At 47.8% G+C, this 16,431-nt stretch carries 20 protein-coding genes and 1 riboswitch; of the genes, 2 read left to right on the top strand and 18 right to left on the bottom strand.

The window, feature by feature from the left end; translation table 11 throughout:
* Window positions 1–120: 120 nt before the first annotated feature.
* The 10 genes from QJ036_RS03940 to QJ036_RS03985 form a co-directional block, all read right to left on the bottom strand.
* Window positions 121–501 (bottom strand): arsenate reductase ArsC, encoded by a 381-nt coding sequence (locus QJ036_RS03940; protein ID WP_283230145.1) that lies wholly within the window; start codon window positions 499–501, stop codon window positions 121–123.
* 42 nt (window positions 502–543) lie between these two features.
* Window positions 544–921, bottom strand: coding sequence for a thioredoxin family protein (locus QJ036_RS03945; protein WP_283230146.1), 378 nt, complete (start codon window positions 919–921; stop codon window positions 544–546).
* 17 nt (window positions 922–938) lie between these two features.
* On the bottom strand, window positions 939–1,952 hold the full coding sequence (locus tag QJ036_RS03950; RefSeq protein WP_283230147.1) for a permease: 1,014 nt from the start codon (window positions 1,950–1,952) through the stop codon (window positions 939–941).
* Window positions 1,953–2,035: 83 nt separating this feature from the next.
* Window positions 2,036–2,344: an ArsR/SmtB family transcription factor gene (locus tag QJ036_RS03955; RefSeq protein ID WP_283230148.1), complete on the bottom strand. Its 309-nt coding sequence runs from the start codon at window positions 2,342–2,344 to the stop codon at window positions 2,036–2,038.
* Window positions 2,345–2,369: 25 nt separating this feature from the next.
* A complete protein-coding gene (locus QJ036_RS03960) occupies window positions 2,370–3,035 on the bottom strand; it encodes a hypothetical protein (protein WP_283230149.1) in 666 nt (221 codons plus the stop codon).
* 79 nt (window positions 3,036–3,114) lie between these two features.
* On the bottom strand, window positions 3,115–3,630 hold the full coding sequence (locus QJ036_RS03965; RefSeq protein ID WP_283230150.1) for a hypothetical protein: 516 nt from the start codon (window positions 3,628–3,630) through the stop codon (window positions 3,115–3,117).
* A 45-nt stretch (window positions 3,631–3,675) separates the two neighbouring features.
* Window positions 3,676–3,855, bottom strand: a complete 180-nt coding sequence (locus QJ036_RS03970) for a hypothetical protein (RefSeq protein ID WP_283230151.1) — start codon at window positions 3,853–3,855, stop codon at window positions 3,676–3,678.
* A 51-nt stretch (window positions 3,856–3,906) separates the two neighbouring features.
* On the bottom strand, window positions 3,907–4,245 hold the full coding sequence (locus tag QJ036_RS03975) for a DUF5640 domain-containing protein (protein WP_283230152.1): 339 nt from the start codon (window positions 4,243–4,245) through the stop codon (window positions 3,907–3,909).
* 567 nt (window positions 4,246–4,812) lie between these two features.
* Window positions 4,813–4,893: riboswitch (cyclic di-GMP riboswitch) on the bottom strand.
* A 225-nt stretch (window positions 4,894–5,118) separates the two neighbouring features.
* A complete protein-coding gene (locus QJ036_RS03980; RefSeq protein WP_283230153.1) occupies window positions 5,119–5,346 on the bottom strand; it encodes a hypothetical protein in 228 nt (75 codons plus the stop codon).
* Window positions 5,343–5,576, bottom strand: a complete 234-nt coding sequence (locus tag QJ036_RS03985) for an ATP-binding cassette domain-containing protein (protein ID WP_283230154.1) — start codon at window positions 5,574–5,576, stop codon at window positions 5,343–5,345. The genes QJ036_RS03980 and QJ036_RS03985 overlap by 4 nt, the downstream gene beginning before the upstream one ends.
* A gap of 457 nt (window positions 5,577–6,033) precedes the next feature.
* Between QJ036_RS03985 and QJ036_RS03990 the strand changes: the two genes are divergently transcribed.
* Complete coding sequence (locus tag QJ036_RS03990) at window positions 6,034–6,609, top strand: DJ-1/PfpI family protein (protein WP_283230155.1); 576 nt, start codon at window positions 6,034–6,036, stop codon at window positions 6,607–6,609.
* Window positions 6,610–6,631: 22 nt separating this feature from the next.
* Entirely contained in the window at window positions 6,632–6,955 is a 324-nt protein-coding gene (locus QJ036_RS03995) for a DUF8180 domain-containing protein (protein WP_283230156.1), read from the top strand.
* A 380-nt stretch (window positions 6,956–7,335) separates the two neighbouring features.
* Here the strand turns inward: QJ036_RS03995 and QJ036_RS04000 are convergent, their stop codons facing one another.
* From QJ036_RS04000 to QJ036_RS04035, 8 genes are read right to left on the bottom strand one after another with little or no spacing between them, the layout of a single operon-like run.
* Window positions 7,336–8,130 carry a class I SAM-dependent methyltransferase gene (locus tag QJ036_RS04000; protein ID WP_283230157.1) on the bottom strand — a complete coding sequence of 265 codons (795 nt, stop codon included), beginning with the start codon at window positions 8,128–8,130 and terminating at the stop codon, window positions 7,336–7,338.
* A gap of 17 nt (window positions 8,131–8,147) precedes the next feature.
* Window positions 8,148–8,894, bottom strand: coding sequence for an ABC transporter ATP-binding protein (locus tag QJ036_RS04005; protein ID WP_283230304.1), 747 nt, complete (start codon window positions 8,892–8,894; stop codon window positions 8,148–8,150).
* Window positions 8,895–8,950: 56 nt separating this feature from the next.
* Entirely contained in the window at window positions 8,951–9,886 is a 936-nt protein-coding gene (locus QJ036_RS04010) for an ABC transporter ATP-binding protein (RefSeq protein ID WP_283230158.1), read from the bottom strand.
* Window positions 9,883–11,436 carry an ABC transporter substrate-binding protein gene (locus QJ036_RS04015; RefSeq protein ID WP_283230159.1) on the bottom strand — a complete coding sequence of 518 codons (1,554 nt, stop codon included), beginning with the start codon at window positions 11,434–11,436 and terminating at the stop codon, window positions 9,883–9,885. The genes QJ036_RS04010 and QJ036_RS04015 overlap by 4 nt, the downstream gene beginning before the upstream one ends.
* 37 nt (window positions 11,437–11,473) lie before the next feature.
* A complete protein-coding gene (locus tag QJ036_RS04020; RefSeq protein ID WP_283230160.1) occupies window positions 11,474–12,313 on the bottom strand; it encodes an ABC transporter permease in 840 nt (279 codons plus the stop codon).
* On the bottom strand, window positions 12,288–13,271 hold the full coding sequence (locus QJ036_RS04025) for an ABC transporter permease (RefSeq protein WP_283230161.1): 984 nt from the start codon (window positions 13,269–13,271) through the stop codon (window positions 12,288–12,290). Before QJ036_RS04025 ends, QJ036_RS04020 begins: the two co-directional genes overlap by 26 nt.
* 13 nt (window positions 13,272–13,284) lie before the next feature.
* A complete protein-coding gene (locus QJ036_RS04030; protein ID WP_283230162.1) occupies window positions 13,285–14,772 on the bottom strand; it encodes a class I SAM-dependent methyltransferase in 1,488 nt (495 codons plus the stop codon).
* Window positions 14,769–16,121 (bottom strand): MATE family efflux transporter, encoded by a 1,353-nt coding sequence (locus QJ036_RS04035; protein WP_283230163.1) that lies wholly within the window; start codon window positions 16,119–16,121, stop codon window positions 14,769–14,771. The genes QJ036_RS04030 and QJ036_RS04035 overlap by 4 nt, the downstream gene beginning before the upstream one ends.
* Window positions 16,122–16,431: the final 310 nt, after the last annotated feature.

The raw sequence follows: 16,431 nt of genomic DNA on the forward strand, positions 1-16,431 counted from the left end.
TTTAAGGGCAGCTGAGAATGTGGTGCAGTTGGCAGACTTTCAGTGCGCCTTCCGGGCGCAAGCAGGCAACAGCCCCTTATAGGGGCAGAACAAGCCACCGGCTAAGCCGGTGGTCTTGACTTACAGATTATGAATATGGGTTTCGATCTCTCTTATTATCTCAATAAATACTTCATCGCTTTGACCCGTTGGATCCTGAAGGCCCCAGTTCTCATCAAAAGCTCTACCGATATATGGACAGCCGACATCACACCCCATTGATACTGCAATATCCGGAACCGGAATTTTATCAATCGTTTTGCTGTACTGTGTCTGCTCCATATCAATGCCGTACAGCTGTTTCATCAATCGAACCGCATCCTGATTGATCTGCGGCTTGGTTTCCGTCCCGGCAGAGTAAAAATCAAAGTCATTTCCTCTCAAATGCCTTCCGAGGGCTTCCGCAATCTGACTGCGGCAGGAATTATGGACACAGATAAAGGCAATCTTTTTCTTAGCCATTGTTGAACCATCCTTTCGTTCTGTTTGCCACCTTTCCAGGATTCAGAAGCCTAATTTACGCAGCAGTTTTTCTACCTCAGAAGCTTTCAGCACTTTACCCATAGACACAACTTTTTCATTGACTACAAGGGCCGGCATACTCATAACACCATATTCCATAACCTTTTGCATATCTGTGATGTATTCCACTTCCACCGACAACCCCATTGTATTTACAGCTTCTTTTGCATACTCATACTGCTCGTGACAGGACTTGCACCCTGCACCTAACACCTTGATACAGCAAATACCGTCTTTTGCTTCAGAGCAGCAATCACTTGTAATTTCGCTGACTTCACCTGAAGGGCAGCCGCAATTGCAGGCACAGGCAGGGGCTTTTTTTTCTTCTTCCTTCTTCTTACCAAAATGAAATAATGACATTGATTAATCCTCCTTTTTTATATAATCATTGGCTGGATCAGATTAAATAAGTATCCTATAATGATAATTCCTATTGTGCAGATTGCAATGAAGATGCCGAGCAGCTTTGGTTTTACCGCTTTGCGCAGCATAATCATCGATGGCAGAGACAGAGTCGTTACGCCCATCATAAAAGATAGAACCACGCCAAGCAATGCACCTTTTGCAAGCAAAGCTTCCGCAATCGGAATCGTGCCGAATATATCCGCGTACATAGGAATACCTGCAGCAGTCGCCAGAATCACACCAAACGGATTGTTATCGCCAAGTACGCTGACAATAAAATCTTCGGGAATCCAGTTGTGGATAATTGCTCCGATCCCTACACCGATCAAAACATACGGAGCGACCTTTTTTGCAGTTGAAACCACCTGCTCCCACGCATAGTGCAAGCGGTCTTTGAAATGCAGTTCATCCTGCAAAACATCCATGGACCGCCCATGACGGATATATTCTTCCACCTGATTTTCAAGGTGCAGGTTCTCAATGAGCGTACCGCCGGCAACGGCAATGACAAGGCCAAGCACAACATAGATAACCGCTACCTTCCACCCGAAAATGCTCATTAACAGAACGAGACTTCCAAGGTCAACCATCGGTGAGGAAATAAGAAATGAGAAGGTTACTCCAAGAGGAAGTCCTGCGCTTGTAAATCCAATAAACAACGGAATCGATGAGCAGGAACAAAACGGGGTTATGGTTCCAAGGAGGGCAGCAAGTATATTTGCCCATAACCCGTGAAATCTGCCAAGTATCTTTTTTGTTCTCTCTGGTGGAAAGTAGCTTTGAATATATGAGATAATCAAAATCAAAACACCCAGGAGAACCATGATTTTAATAGTGTCATAGATAAAAAACTGAATGCTGCCGCCAATCCTGCCTGTTGTGTCTAAGCCGCAGGCATTTAGCCCCGTACTTATAAGCCGGTTCAGCCACCCCATGCCGAGGATTTCATTTTGAAAGAATTCCCATGCTGTTTTTATTACTTCCATAAAAGCCCCTCTTTTATAGATATATTTAAATATATCTATATTATGTTTTTGGAAAAAGTCGTGCGGAAAAGTTTTGATTTCCCTTACTTTTCACAACACGACTTGTTTTCCTCTTTCCACTCGACAGTCGTCAGTTCTTTTAAACAAATCACCGCAGCCTCTGCTCCCCTGGCTGAAATCGAATAGTGCATCCATTTTCCTTCCTTGCGGCCGACCACAATGCCGGAATCACAAAGAATCTTCATATGGTGGGACAGAGTAGGCTGTGTTACATTCAATTCTTCCAGAAGTCTGCAGGCACACTTCTCTCCGCTTCGAAGCATTTTTATGATACGGATACGATTTTCATCACAAAAGGCTTTGAAGATCAACGCTGTTTTATTTTCATCCATCTGCCCGCCTCCCATAGACGTTTATCTATGTATCATTATATGCAACACATAGATATTTGTCAATAGGTTTTATTTGATACTTCGGTCGGTCGGCCGTTTCCTTTAAAAGATCGATGAGGGTAATAAATCTTGGATCGTTGGTATTTCTGTATTCCACGCGCCGTTCCTTTCCCTCCTCCTCCCAGGTCAGGGCAAAGGAAAAGCTGTCCCCTCCATCCAGCATAATGATATCCGAAACCTCTGAAAGTTTCGATACTCCGGAAGTAGCTTCCTCAAGGACCGGCAGAAACTCCGATACCGTTCTTTCCAGTTCTTTCCACTGCGCCTCTTCCAGAGGCTCCTGTTCCAGTAACACATAATCCATCTGCTCTTCAGAGAAGAATCTGGCGGAAACGATCTGCTGCGGCGTCACGTCAATAGAAAAATCACAGCCGTAAGCAGTGCCGGAGCTTACTGCATATTTGATCCGTATCAGCTTTCCGGGAGCCGCCTCAGTTGCGGTAATTTCCGTCCCGGAGGTTTCTGTCCCGGAATTTTCCGCCCCGGCAGTCTCTTTCCCGAAGGTTTCGTTTCCGGTAGCTTCCGTCTTTTCCACCGTCTCCTTCATAGGCTTCTCCTTTCCGCCGCACCCGGATAAGGCAGCGCAGCCAACCAGCAATATGACAAAAATCAGCCTTTTCCAATAATCCATCCTCACTCCCCCGCTTTCTTCTTTCCGGTACTGGCGCAGGACCCCTTAAAACCAGTAAAAGGATTTTTTCAACATGTCTCTAACCAAAGGCTCTGGTCATAAAACAGAACGGCGTCTCCTCAACCAGGAACGGATGCATCATGCCTTCGTCAAGTCCCTGATAAATCAAAAGCTCCATTCCGGTTTCGTCGATATAGATCGGAAACTGATTGGCGACCCGCTCCCCGTCTTCGGTGCAAAGCTCCAGACACAGATGGGTTAAGTCTTCCTCCGCTTCCAGATACCACCAGCCCTGATAGTATTCCTGCGATCCATCCTCGTACAGACAGGAAAAATTGGCCTCCCCATCATAGTAGTAGTAAGTGCCGTCATACAGATCCAGGAAATATTCTGCACCGGTTCCGTCCGCCCTATAGCCCTTCGTACACCAGCAGCTATCCTTCAGATCTTCCGCAGCGGGCCGGTCATATTCCATGGAATCGACGTTGAGAAGTCCTGTGGATTCATTCGAATAACAGGTAAAATCTAGGGCAAGCATCTCTCCCGCTTCAATTTCACGGCCATCCGCATCCTCTTCTGTGATCAACTGGCTCACAGTTATTTTCGCGTTTTTATCCTGCGGAACGATACAGTAAAAATCTCACAGATTCCCGACGGTCTGTTCCGTCCGGATCTCCTTCAGGAAAGAATAGGTTTCCGGAAGCTGCGGAAACAGATCTCCGATCCAGGCAGTCAGATCTGTTTCCGATTCTCCCACATACCCCAGATATGCCACCGCAAACCTTTCGTTAAGGAATATGCTTTTTCGGCCGGGCGGCATAAACGCCTCCCGGCCGAAACATACAGTTTTCCTATATCCTGTCTGTTATCCTTATTTCTTAGTCAGATTCTCATAATCTGCCGCCAGCTGGTCGGTTGCTGTAAGGTTCAAGCTTTTTCCAGAAATCGAGAAGTCATAAACCACTTCATTGTCCCAGAGTTCTAACTTGATGGTAACCTGTTCTCCGTCGATGGTATAGGTTCCTTCACCCTGGAAAAAATCGTTCTCCATCTCGCATTTGCCCTTTCCGTCAAACTTCCAGGTAACCGTTCCATAATCAGAATGGGTTCCGCTCCAGGTACCCTTTAAAGCATCGCCGCTTTCTCCTCCGCATGCGGCCAGGGTAAGAACCATAATGATACATAAAATTGCTGCTGTTAATTTTTTCATAGTATTCCTTCCTTTCTTGTAAACCCTTTTATTTTACCGGAACTGCCGGAACGCCTCCGTCAGCTCCGAAGGATCCTGTAAAAACTCTGTCTTTTAGTTTGCAAGAGTTCCGCCCAGTGCACCGATTCCTGCTTTCCTAAGTCCCATAGCTGCTGCTTCTTTCTTGTTTTATTTTTCAAAAATGTTTTATTTATTTTTCAAATACTCTGTATTTCTTTTTCAACCAGAGGACCATACACCCGCCGGCTGCGAGGAACAGAAGCATCCAGAGAACAGGATTCGTATGATCTCCCGTTACCGGAATATTCGTGGATGTGGATTTTGACGGCTCTGCTGCCTTATTATAGCTGTTAACAAACCGAAGCTCATTTAACGGGATCTGGGTGCTGATCCGGTAACCGCCCTCGGGATCTTCATCCGCGTCAAAGAAGCAAGTCTCTTCATATTCTTCCCCTTCTTGTAATTTGATTTTCCCTATGAGAATGAATACTCAGCTATCGAACAGGTTAAACAATACTCTGTACAAAAAAGACACTTGGATTTGTAACCGCGTGCCTTCAACTTACATCCTGCAACTGGCTACCATACTGTATTTCAGGTCCTATAGCTTTGCGTCATACTCTTTCGGGTATTTTGCCCAATCTCATTTTTCATCTTTCATTAATACGAAATCATGGCCAGCTCACTGCAAAAAGCAGGCCATGTACAAGGTCCCATATTATATTATATCACCTACCCACAAAAAATCAAGCTATGAACAATAATTAATGTCTGCCGATTAACAGAAATAATCTGAAAATACTGAGCTTCTGTTCCCTGTAGAGCAAACAATATGACCGACATTTCTGCCGGCCATTCTTGTAACCCAATCCTTCAAATTTCCAGCACCGACGATATCAGAAGCTTTGTATAATCATTTTCAGGATTATGAAGCACGTCGCCGCTTTTCCCTTCTTCAACGATCACGCCGTCATGCATGACCATGATCCTGTCACAAAGCCCCTGTACCAGCGCCAGATCATGGGAAATGAACAGGACAGACAGGTCCATTTCTTCTTTCAGTTCCTGTAAAAGCTCCACGATCTGAGACTGAACGCTCACGTCCAGCGCGCTGGTGGGTTCGTCCGCAAGATCAGAGATATTTCTTTTCCCCGCAGACGGCGCATTTCCTCTTCAGAAAGCTTCAAAAGCTCCCTGTCCTCATAATGGATGCTTCCACCTGTTACGCGGCCGCCTTTTCCGAGGATTCCGAGGGAGGCATAAATCGTCGTACTCTTTCCGCTGCCCGACTCGCCCACGATTCCGAGAATTTCCCCTTTATCCACCGACATGGAGCCCCCCGTAAAACGGGGGAGTCTCCGTAACAGACATCCATATTTTCGATAGTGAATAATTCCTTCATTGTTTATCAAACTTCCAAAGAATAAAGTTATTGGCATTGTCGCTGCCGAACATGGGAGTGATACCTGTAATTCCCTTGCGGACTACATTGTATCTCTGGATATGAAATGACCGTTTTCATGTGTAGCAGTTATGGTGCCGTTCCCTGATACCATATCCAGGGCATAGGGATATAAATAAAGAACAAAACAGGGAAAACCCTGAGAAACCACACAAAAATATTATGAAAAAAATATCCCGGGGGGCGGCTTGCAGACTCCGGAAACCTTCGTTAGAATTACTATGAACATTAATATTTCTCCAATCGATGAATCAGAAAATCCGAAAGCATCGGCGTCAGGTGTTTTCGGATTTTTCGCCAAAGAAGGATGGACAGGAGGAAGCAGTATGTATGTGAATCTGATCTTATACGATGATTTTGAGGAAATGGATGCCTTTGTACCGGTCAGCATTTTCGGATGCCTTCGGGATGAATTTTCTATCCGGTATCTGTCTATGACAGGAGATGTGGTGAATGGCAGCCAGGGGGCTAAAATATGGACAGATTATCTTATTCCGGAGGAAATCAGTGGGATCGTGCTGATACCGGGCGGGAAAGGCGCCAGACGCCTGCTTGCCAGGGATCAGAGATTTCTGGAATGCCTGAAACGTACCATGGAGAAAGCGGAAACCTGTCTGATGGTGGGGAACAGTTCCACACTCCTTGCACAGACGGGGCTGCTTTATCGGAGGCTGGTTGCAGAGTGCCCTCTGGACGAAAACTGGAAACGGATGTTCACGGCAGAAGTCCGGTGGATACAAAAGGTGCCCTGGATTTCTGACGGGAAATACTACTCCTGCGCTTCCAGTGCGTCAGCGGTGAAGATGACCCTTGGGTATATCGCAGATACGCTGGATGTGGATCTGGCGGAGATGGCGGCGAAAAAGCTGGGATTTTTCTGGAATCCGGAAGAAGGAGAATAAAATACAGAAAGGAGCATGTAATATGCATATGGTAACAGACGAACACGGAAATGTGATCCATGGACATCATGATCACGATGGACATGGACACACTCATACCCACGAACACGCTCATGAACATTCTCATGGAGAAGGGGACGCTGTGGAAGAGACGAGGGCCCTGGTAGGTTATATGGCGGATCACAACAAGCATCATGCCATGGAACTGGCGGAACTGGCCGGGAAACTGAAGGAGCTTGGAAAAAATGAGGCGGCAGAGCTTCTGGAAAAGAGTGTTGCGGAGTTTGACAAAGGGAACCGGTATTTAGAGGCAGCATTGGCAGTACTGCCAGGAAAAAAATTATAGAAAGCTTCTGGGTACAAAAAATAGCGATAGCCTCGTTGAAAAATGAGCTGTCGTTATTTTTTACACTCTGGGTTATGAAAAGTGTGACAACCGTTCCGGAATGACAGTGAAGGTTTTTACCGGCAATTGAAAGCTTATTCAGATAAATATATGGGATTGCCCTCCTTTGCATGATGGAGTCAAACCTGATAAGTATCAAAGCATATGACCGGCATTCCTGCCGGCCATATGCTTTGATGTAGTATTTTATTTTTAAGGTTATATAATGGGCTTCTCTTGATGACATAAGACTATCAGTTTTTTGAGAGGTCCACAAGCCTCCCCCAAGGTTATTTTTTCAAAAAAAATACAATCTGTTTCTCCGGGGATTTTCTGCTGAATTATCTTCCCTCAATCCCCATGCCCCGGATTGATTTCGGTTTTTCCGCCCGGATCATAAACATGGGAGTATTACCGTAAAGAAGGATTTCTTTCTCATCCCACATTTCTTCGATAATGCTCCTTTCAGCGCTTATATTCCAGTAACCCAATCCCTCCAGAAGCCCCATATCCCAGTCAGGGCGGCGCTTGTCCCCCAAAACATGGCTGCCTTCCATATCCTGCTTTCTTCTTTCCTTTTTATTCTTTGTCTTTTTATCAAAGGCATCTCCATAACGCTCCACACATTCGCGGTAACGCCGCATACTGTCTTCCCGCAGGGCCTCGTCCACCTTTACCAGGTGCCAGTTTGCATCAAAAATCAAAAGGACGCCGCCGGGTTTCAATACCCTGAGCCATTCCCCGTATACTGTTTTATGCTCTCTCAGCGTATGGGTCACATTGCGGCTGACTACCAGATCAAAGGTGTTGTCAGGAAAATCCAGATGATGACAGTCCATGTTTAGGAACACAGGCTTTACTCCGAAACATTCCGCTTTCTCTATTGCTTCGCTGAGCATTGCCTCTGCTCCATCCACGCCGACGACCTCATGTCCTTCGGCGGATAAGAGAATGGAGAAAAATCCGGGCCCGCAGCCAGCGTCCAGAATTTTCAGCTGCCCTCCCGCCGGCGCATTTTTCAGGATTTTTTCCCGCCATCTGTCCGGCCGGAAGCTTTTAAGCTCCTGATTGATAATATCACTGTAATTTTCCGCTCTTTCCGACCAGCGCTCGTTAATTTCTTTTTGTGTAGCCATCTCTTCCTCTTCCTTCTTTAAATCTCCAGCACCGACGATATCAGAAGCTTCGTATAATCATTCTGAGGATTATGAAGCACGTCGCCGCTTTTCCCTTCTTCAACGATCACGCCGTCGTGCATGACCAGAATCCGGTCACAAAGCCCCTGTACCAGCGCCAGATCATGGGAAATGAACAGGACAGACAGGCCCATTTCTTCTTTCAGTTCCTGTAAAAGCTCCACGATCTGAGCCTGAACGCTCACGTCCAGCGCGCTGGTAATTTCATCACAGATCAGGATCTTCGGCTGCACTGCGATGGCTCTTGCAATAGCCGCCCGTTGACATTCTCCGCCACTCATCTGATGAGGATATTTTTTTACAAATTCTCTGCCAAGCCCGGTTCTTTCCAGATACTGTACCGTCTTTTCCCGGGCCTGATCCCTGTTTCCTCCAAAATTCACCTGAATGTCGGTGATACAGCTTCCGATGGTCCTTCTGGGGTCAAAGGAATCCCGAGGCATCTGGAAGATCATCTGTACCGTTTTATAGATCTGCCTGGAAAACGGATAGGAATATTCTTTTCCATCATACAGAATCTGTCCTCCATCCGGTTTTATGAGGCCGGACAGAATCCGGGCAATGGTACTTTTCCCGCAGCCGCTCTCTCCGACCAGACCGAGAAATTCCCCCTCTTCCAGATAAAAGGAAACGTCATTCACTGCATGGACGATTCTTTCTGCCTTTCCCGAAAAAAAACTGATATCCAGGTTTTTTGCTTCCATCAGCCTCACCGTTATACTCCTCCAGTTAAATATAATACCAAACACTTCCAAAGCAATCAGACAAAAAAGCAGCGGACAAAATGCCCCGGTTCCGCTTCTTGCAGCCCCGGCATCAGTTCTTCACACTGTTCTTTTTTGCAGGAACATCCATTCCGGTAAGGACAGCCGGGCGCGCTTCTGTCGCAGGCCGCAGAGAGCACTCCCTTCGGCGCCGGTTTATCCATGGAAGGAACTGCCTGGATCAGATTCTTCGTATAGGGATGAAGGGCATTTCGGATCACCAGATCCTTTTTTCCATACTCCAGAACCATTCCCCCATACATGACTGCCACCGTGTCTGCCATATGAGAGATAACTCCCATATTATGGGAAACAAGGAAGACCGCTGTTCCAAAATCCTCACGGAGCTTTAAAAGCTCGCCGACTACCTGCTTCTGGACCGTCACATCCAGCGCACTGGTGGGTTCGTCTGCAAACAGCAGCATGGGAGAAAGCACCATGGCCATGGCAATGGAAACTCTCTGACACATTCCTCCGCTCATTTCAAAGGCATAACTGTTAAGGATCCGTTTTCCGTCCTTCAGATTGATCTTTTCCATGATGGCAAGCATCTGTTCCTCTGCTTCCTGAAAGGACAGTCCTCCGTGACATTTGATCAGTTCCTTTAACTGACTTCTGATTTTCCGGATCGGATGGAAGGATTCCACCGGGTTCTGGGCGATCAGAGATATCTCTTTTCCCCGCAGACGGCGCATTTCCTCTTCGGAAAGCTTCAAAAGCTCCCTGTCCTCATAACGGATGCTTCCGCCTGTTACGCGGCCGCCTTTTCCGAGGATTCCGAGGGAGGCATAAATTGTCGTACTCTTTCCGCTACCCGACTCGCCCACGATTCCGAGAATTTCCCCTTTATCCACCGACATGGAGACCCCCCGTAAAACGGGGGAGTCTCCGTAACAGACATCCATATTTTCGATACTGAATAATTTTTTCATTGTTTATCAAACTTCCAAAAAATAAAGTTATTGGCATTGTCGCTGCCGAACATGGGAGTGATACCTGTAATTCCCTTGCGGACTACATTGTATCTCTGGATATGAAGCAGGAACAGATGCTGATCCGCTTCATAGACCTTTTCCTGGATCTTTTTTGCCAGCTCCGCCCTCTTTGCCGTATCGGATGTTACCTTCATCTCATCCAGCATCGCGTCGACCTCCGGATCCGAGAAACCGGTAAAGTTGGAGGTTCCATCTGTATGGAATACGGGATTCAGATAATTGTAGCAGTCACCAAGGGTCAACGTGTTATAGGCATAGGTTGCAATGTTATATTCCCCTTTATTCAGATCGTCGACAATGGCATCGGAAACAACAATATCCGATTCGATTCCGATCTCCTTTAACATGGACTGAAGCACCTCGCTTAAAACGGGAAAACTGTTCCCGGAGTAGCAGGTGATATTCAAATGAACCTTCTCGCCATCCTTCTCAATAAAACCATCATTATCGGTATCTTCATAGCCGGCATCGGCAAGGATCTTCTTTGCCTGCTCCAGATTGTAACCCACCTGTCCCAGGCTGCTGTCATAAAATTCAGAGAAATCCGGGAAAATGGAAGTGGTGACGGTTCCCCGTCCGCCGTATACGCCCTGAAGGATCGCGTCGCGGTCAAAGGCACAGGTCAATGCCTCACGGACTGCCGGATCTTCCGTAAAGGTATAGCCGGGGTTCAGATACAGATAATACACACGTCCGGGATTATAGGTCAGCACCTCATAATCGGGATTATTTTCAAACAGAGGCAGATCGGAGGTCTGGATCCCCGCCCAGTCCAGTTCCCCGGACTGAAGCGCCAGGGTCTGGGCTGCCGCATCCAGATTTGCCTTCGTATGGATTTTTGCCGCCACAGGAGTTCCCTGCCAGTAATTGTCATTTCTTACAAGCTCGCAGTTGCCATCTCCATCTACGCTTTTCAGGATATAAGGGCCTGTGCCGATCACGCCGCCGCTGTAATCGTCGGAGGCCTCCGTATCAAAAATGATCGCGTTCACTTCTGTCAGAATTCTCGGCATGATTGCAACGATCCCGTTTGTCTTTAAGGTCAGGATCTGGCCGTCTGCCTCGATGGAAGCAATATCTGCCATGGTGCCGAGACGTGTATTGTTTGCAAAAATATATTCCAGCGCACTCTTGCAGGCTGCTGCATCCAGCGCTTTGCCGTTGCTGAAGGTCACGCCGTCGCGGATCGTAATGACCCAGGTCAGATCGTCAGTCTGTTCATATCCGGTCGCCAGATGAGGCTCCACCGCTTTTGTGTCATCGTTTAAGACAAACAGGGTTTCTGCGATTCCCGTGGTCACAGATTTCTGGCTCAGATAATCCACAGCCGGATCAAAGGAAAAACCGGAAGTCGTATTGCTGTTGCCAACACTCATGGTAAATTCAATATCCTTCCCGCCCTCTTCTTTTTTGCTTCCACAGCCCACCAAGGCACTGCACAGCATTGCCATGCAAAGAAGGACTGCAAGCATTTTTTTTCTTTTCATTTTACGTTTCTCCTTTCCAGAGTCTTTATATCATATTTTATTGCTCTACATTTTTTTTCAGATTCAGAAGCTCATTGATACTGTCGCCGAACATTCCCATGATCATAACCACGATCAAAATGGCGAGACCCGGGAAAATAACGGTCCAGGGCGCCGTCTGAAGCGTCGCCTTTCCGTCATTCAGCATATTTCCCCATTCAGGGAATGGCGGAGCGGTTCCCAGTCCCAGAAAGGACAGGCCGGAAAACCCCAGGATCGCGCTTCCCACGTGCATACTGGCCGACACCACCAGAGGTGTCAGGCTATTGGGAAGAATCGTTTTAAACAGAATCGCGGTCCGGCTCATTCCCGATATCCTTGCGGCGCTTACAAAGGTCTTTTCCTTTAATGTCAGCACCTGGCTTCTTGCAAGTCTGGCATAGCCGGTCCATCCAACGGCTGTCATGGCAATAATACAGTTCAAAAGCCCGCTTCCCAGCATGGCCGCCACGGAGATGGTAAAGACCATGGATGGGAATGCCTGTACCGCATCCACAAAACGCATGACTACCGTATCGAAAGCGCCTCCGATATATCCGCAGAGGCAGCCGATGGCAGTCCCGATTACAAAGGTGATCGCTACCACCGCACAGGCGGCAAAAATGGATCTGGATGCGCCCTTCACCAGACGACAGAAAATACACCTGCCGATATAATCGGTTCCCATGATATATTCCTTGCTGGGAGCCTTCGTCACCTGCAAAAGATTGACTTCCAGCGGATCATGCCGGATAAACAGAGGAGCCGCCAGTGCAAACACGGCCAGAAGTCCCACGACCGCCAGCCAAAACAGAAATCTGGCCTTCGGCGTTCTAAAGAATCCTCTTCTTTTTGGCATAACGCCGTCCACCCCCATTCTCCGCAATCAGCCTCTTTTTCACCCGCGGGTCCGCATAGGCATGTAAAATATCCACTGCCAGATTTACAAGCACATAAATCCCTGCCATCAACAGAACAAACCCCTGCATTAAAGGATAATCCCGGTTGGTGATGGAGTTTACGGCCAGACGTCCCAGCCCCTGGTAGGTACATACGATTTCAATGATCGCAGTCCCTCCAAGCAAATGTCCCACATTCATACCGATAATCGTAAACAGGGACGGAAGCACGCTCTTTAAAGCTCCGTGATACAGGATCATCCGTTCCCGGATTCCCCTTGCTTTTGCCATCCGTATATAATTTTCTTCCAGTTCCTGGATAATAGCCGCACGGATCTGGCGGATATAAGCAGGCGCCATGGTAAGAGTCAACGTCAGTGCCGGCATCCAGATTCCCTTTGCGGATCCGCTGCTTACCGTAGGGAGCCACCGGAGCTTTACTCCCAGGAAATAGATCAGCATCAGCGCCGCAAAAAAACCGGGAAGAGATCCGAAAAAGAAATTGATCACCCGGACGATGTTATCAAGGATCCCGTTTTCCCGTACTGCGCAGATAATTCCTAACGGAATAGAAAGAAGCAGGGTCATCACCGTCGCCAGCAGAGTCAGTCGGATTGTATTGGGAAAATATGCCGCAATTTCATGGGCGACCGCGTTTCCGGTGTAAATAGAAGTTCCAAGATCGCCATGGAACAGATTTACCAGCCAACGGCCGTATTGTACCCACATGGAATCATTAAGACCCAGTTCCTGTCTCAGATTGGCAACCGCCTCCGCGCTGGGAGCGTCCCCGCCCTGGGACAGATAGATCGTGGCCGGATCCCCCGGCGACAGATACATCAGAAAAAAGGCGATAAACGAAATCATAAGCATGACCGGTATCAGCCACAGCAGCCTTTTTGCAATATAACGTTTCATAACTGACAATCACTCATTTCACAGGTTTGCCGTTTCTGGCGGCAATAAAAAAGTTGGTATAGCTTCCTTCTATGATTCCGTATTTCAAAAGCACCTGAGGTCTTTCTATCTCCTCTGCAAAAATATCAAATCCAAGCTTCGGAAGTACCCGTTCGTCCCATTCTCCCGGCCGGTTCATTTTTGACAGGGGCAGCTCCAGCGCCGTATTATCGCACAGGCTGTAGTCTACAGGATCTGCATGTCCGTTTCCATGGGCACTCCCGGCCAGTTCTTCCAGCTTCTTTCGGTATCCTTCCGCTTCCTTGTCAAACAGATACAGATAATGGTTTCCATCCCAGTAAGCCAGAATCCCACCCGGCTTTAAGACCCGCTGCCACTGTAAAAGTACCGCCTCCGGATCAGGAAGGGCCCACAAAAGATTTCTGGAAATCACCACGTCAAAGGTATTTTCCTCAAAGGGCAGCTCCCCCGCCGGCGTACAGACAAAGTCCACGGACAGTCCCAGTGCCTGTGTATTTTCTCTGGCCTTTTCGATCATATTGGAACAGAGATCGATTCCTGTCACCTCATGACCAAGAAGCGCCATGGCTGCAGCCACGACACCTGTTCCGGTCCCGGCATCCAGCACCTTATGGGTGCCCTCCGGCAGATATCGCCCCGCCTGTTCTCCCAGCTCCTTAAGGATCGATCCGTTTCTTCCGAATCCAAAGCTCCTGGCCCGTTCCTGCCAGTAGGTCTTCATATTCTGCTCTGCCTGACATTTTTCCGGCTTTACTGCACAGATCTCAAAAAGAGGCGATTCCCCGTAGAGTTCCTTTTCCCACTGTTCGTAAACCTCTTTTCCGACATCTTCATGAACAGTCACCTCCATACCGAGCCGGTCCCCAAGCACCTTCACATCCCAGTCCGGCCGGATGATTCTGGTGAGCGGTGCCGACGCAAAATACGCCAGATCACCGCCGGAAACGACCTCTCTCGTACCATACTTTTCCAGATGGCGCCGCTCCCTTTCCCGGACCCGCTTCATCCGCTCTGGATCATAAAAATGCAGATGCCAGTTGGCGTCATAGATTAACAGCATTCCCTGCGGCTTTAATATCCGTTTTAATTCCGTATAAACCATCTCCGGATGCTCCAGCGTCCAGGTTACGTTTCTTGTAACAATAACGTCAAAGGTATCGTCTGCAAACTCCAGATTTCCGATATCCATTTTCAGGAAATCCGGCGAAACTCCCAGCCGCCCGGCATTTTCTGCCGCATGGCCGAGCATTCCCTCCGAGCTGTCAATGGCTGTCACATGATGGCCTTCCTCCGACAGAATGCAGGCAAAAAATCCGGGGCCGGTTCCCAGATCCAGGATCTCAAGTCCGGTGCGCCCCTTAAAATGGCTGCAGATCTGTTTTTTCCAGGCGTCCTTCCGAAAGGACGAAAGCTCCTTTGTGATATAGCTGTTGTAGCTGTCCCCATTTGCCCAGCGTTTTTCCCGTTCTTCTTTCTTCATCTTTCCTGTTTCTCCTCTTTTCTCAGTTTCCTATGGAATTTCATATAGTATACGGTCATACAGACTGCTGTCAGCGCCCAGGTGATCGGATAAGTAACGGCTACTCCTCGTACATTCCTCACCCGGGGTGCAATGAGAAACAAAAGGCAGGTCCGGATCATGCAGATGTTGACCATAATAATATACATGGGCTGTTTCACCTTCCCGGCTCCTCGCAGGCTGTCTCCCAGTATCTGCAGAATGGAATAAATAAAATAAAAAGGAAAGGTAATTCCGATGATCCGGCAGCCGGTTTCAATGACCGACGCTTCTTTATTGAAAATACGGAACAGCTGCGGACCAAACAAGAGTGCCAATACGCTGGTCACGGCAGCCAGAGCCATACTCATCGCCAGGCAGATCCACGTTCCCTCTCGCATTCTTCTGTAATTTTTTGCCCCCATATTCTGGCCGGAAAAAGCCATGATGGCCTGTCCGAAGGCCACGATGGGCAGATAGATGATCAGTTCCACCTTGAAATAAGCCGTGAAAGCGGCAATTGCATCTTCCCCGAAGGAATTGATATGATACTGGGCCATCACATTGGACAGGGTAATGACAAGAGATTGGGTACCAGCGGGAATACCGATCCGGATAACTTCTTTTAAAACAGGCCTGTCAAAGGCAACTTTTCGAAGCTTCAGGGAATAGGCCGGATCCAGTCTCATCAAATGATAAAGCGTAAAACCGGCGGCCACGGTCTGAGAAACAACCGTCGCCCAGGCAACGCCATCGACCCCGTTTTCAAACAGCCGGATAAACAGATAATCCATGATCACGTTCGCCAGTCCGCCTGCGGCCTGGGCATACAAAGGCGATCTGGAATCTCCCAGTGCCCGCAGCACACCGGAGCCAAGATTGTAAAGGAACATGGAAATCAGAGAAAGAAAATAGATTCTCAGATAGCTGACCGCACTGACCTTAAGCTCTGCCGGTGTATTTACCAGCCGCAGATATACCGGAGCAAAAAAGTACCCGATCACAAGAAGCAGGATTCCGCCTGCAATGCTTAAGGCTGCCGTATTATGTACGGCCCTGCTTAATTTTTCTTTTTCTTTTGCTCCGAAAATATGGGAGATCACCACACCGGAGCCCACACTCATTCCACCGAAAAATCCCACCAGGCAGGTGATCAGAAGACTGCTGGCCCCGATGGCCGCCGACGCGGATTTATTGATCATATTTCCCACAAAGATCAGATCCACGGTATTGTAAAGCTGCTGTACCAGGCTGGAAAGAAGCAGCGGAATCGCAAAAAACAAAAGTCGTTTCCATATGGTTCCTGTTGTCAGGTCAGTCGTCCTTGCCATAATTATCCTTCATCCTCCGCAGTCCTTTAATTTCCTGTCATTTTCCTGCTTTTATGCCGTCAGGAAAACCGATATCCAAGGGCCGCTTATTTCATGGCTATTATCATAATAAAAGTCAAATTCCTCCACAAGCCTCCCCTGAGGTTATTTTTTTTCTTTATTTTTCCACCGTTTTTCCGCCGTTTTCCACCCTCGTGAGCGAAGGAATATCCCTATGCCCCGGTTATTTATTCGTATTCTTCCCCAAAAGCAAAAAATCGGCAAAGCTTTCACACTCTGCCGAATCCTGTTTCATCTAATTTCCTGTTTT

This window comes from Fusibacillus kribbianus (genome assembly GCF_030053595.1).
GTDB classification, from domain to species: domain Bacteria; phylum Bacillota; class Clostridia; order Lachnospirales; family Lachnospiraceae; genus Lientehia; species Lientehia kribbiana.

Excerpts from the sequence above, each read along its gene's own strand:
- QJ036_RS04010 (WP_283230158.1), bottom strand. The coding sequence starts at position 9,886 with ATGAAAAAATTATTCAGTATCGAAAATATGGATGTCTGTTACGGAGAC.
- QJ036_RS04035 (WP_283230163.1), bottom strand. The coding sequence starts at position 16,121 with ATGGCAAGGACGACTGACCTGACAACAGGAACCATATGGAAACGACTT.
- QJ036_RS03950 (WP_283230147.1), bottom strand. The coding sequence starts at position 1,952 with ATGGAAGTAATAAAAACAGCATGGGAATTCTTTCAAAATGAAATCCTC.
- QJ036_RS03945 (WP_283230146.1), bottom strand. The coding sequence starts at position 921 with ATGTCATTATTTCATTTTGGTAAGAAGAAGGAAGAAGAAAAAAAAGCC.
- QJ036_RS03985 (WP_283230154.1), bottom strand. The coding sequence starts at position 5,576 with ATGTCGGTGGATAAAGGGGAAATTCTCGGAATCGTGGGCGAGTCGGGC.
- QJ036_RS04020 (WP_283230160.1), bottom strand. The coding sequence starts at position 12,313 with ATGCCAAAAAGAAGAGGATTCTTTAGAACGCCGAAGGCCAGATTTCTG.
- QJ036_RS03975 (WP_283230152.1), bottom strand. The coding sequence starts at position 4,245 with ATGAAAAAATTAACAGCAGCAATTTTATGTATCATTATGGTTCTTACC.
- QJ036_RS03940 (WP_283230145.1), bottom strand. The coding sequence starts at position 501 with ATGGCTAAGAAAAAGATTGCCTTTATCTGTGTCCATAATTCCTGCCGC.
- QJ036_RS04015 (WP_283230159.1), bottom strand. The coding sequence starts at position 11,436 with ATGAAAAGAAAAAAAATGCTTGCAGTCCTTCTTTGCATGGCAATGCTG.
- QJ036_RS04025 (WP_283230161.1), bottom strand. The coding sequence starts at position 13,271 with ATGAAACGTTATATTGCAAAAAGGCTGCTGTGGCTGATACCGGTCATG.
- QJ036_RS03970 (WP_283230151.1), bottom strand. The coding sequence starts at position 3,855 with ATGCCGCCCGGCCGAAAAAGCATATTCCTTAACGAAAGGTTTGCGGTG.
- QJ036_RS04005 (WP_283230304.1), bottom strand. The coding sequence starts at position 8,894 with ATGGAAGCAAAAAACCTGGATATCAGTTTTTTTTCGGGAAAGGCAGAA.
- QJ036_RS03960 (WP_283230149.1), bottom strand. The coding sequence starts at position 3,035 with ATGGATTATTGGAAAAGGCTGATTTTTGTCATATTGCTGGTTGGCTGC.
- QJ036_RS04000 (WP_283230157.1), bottom strand. The coding sequence starts at position 8,130 with ATGGCTACACAAAAAGAAATTAACGAGCGCTGGTCGGAAAGAGCGGAA.
- QJ036_RS03990 (WP_283230155.1), top strand. The coding sequence starts at position 6,034 with ATGTATGTGAATCTGATCTTATACGATGATTTTGAGGAAATGGATGCC.
- QJ036_RS03995 (WP_283230156.1), top strand. The coding sequence starts at position 6,632 with ATGCATATGGTAACAGACGAACACGGAAATGTGATCCATGGACATCAT.
- QJ036_RS03955 (WP_283230148.1), bottom strand. The coding sequence starts at position 2,344 with ATGGATGAAAATAAAACAGCGTTGATCTTCAAAGCCTTTTGTGATGAA.
- QJ036_RS04030 (WP_283230162.1), bottom strand. The coding sequence starts at position 14,772 with ATGAAGAAAGAAGAACGGGAAAAACGCTGGGCAAATGGGGACAGCTAC.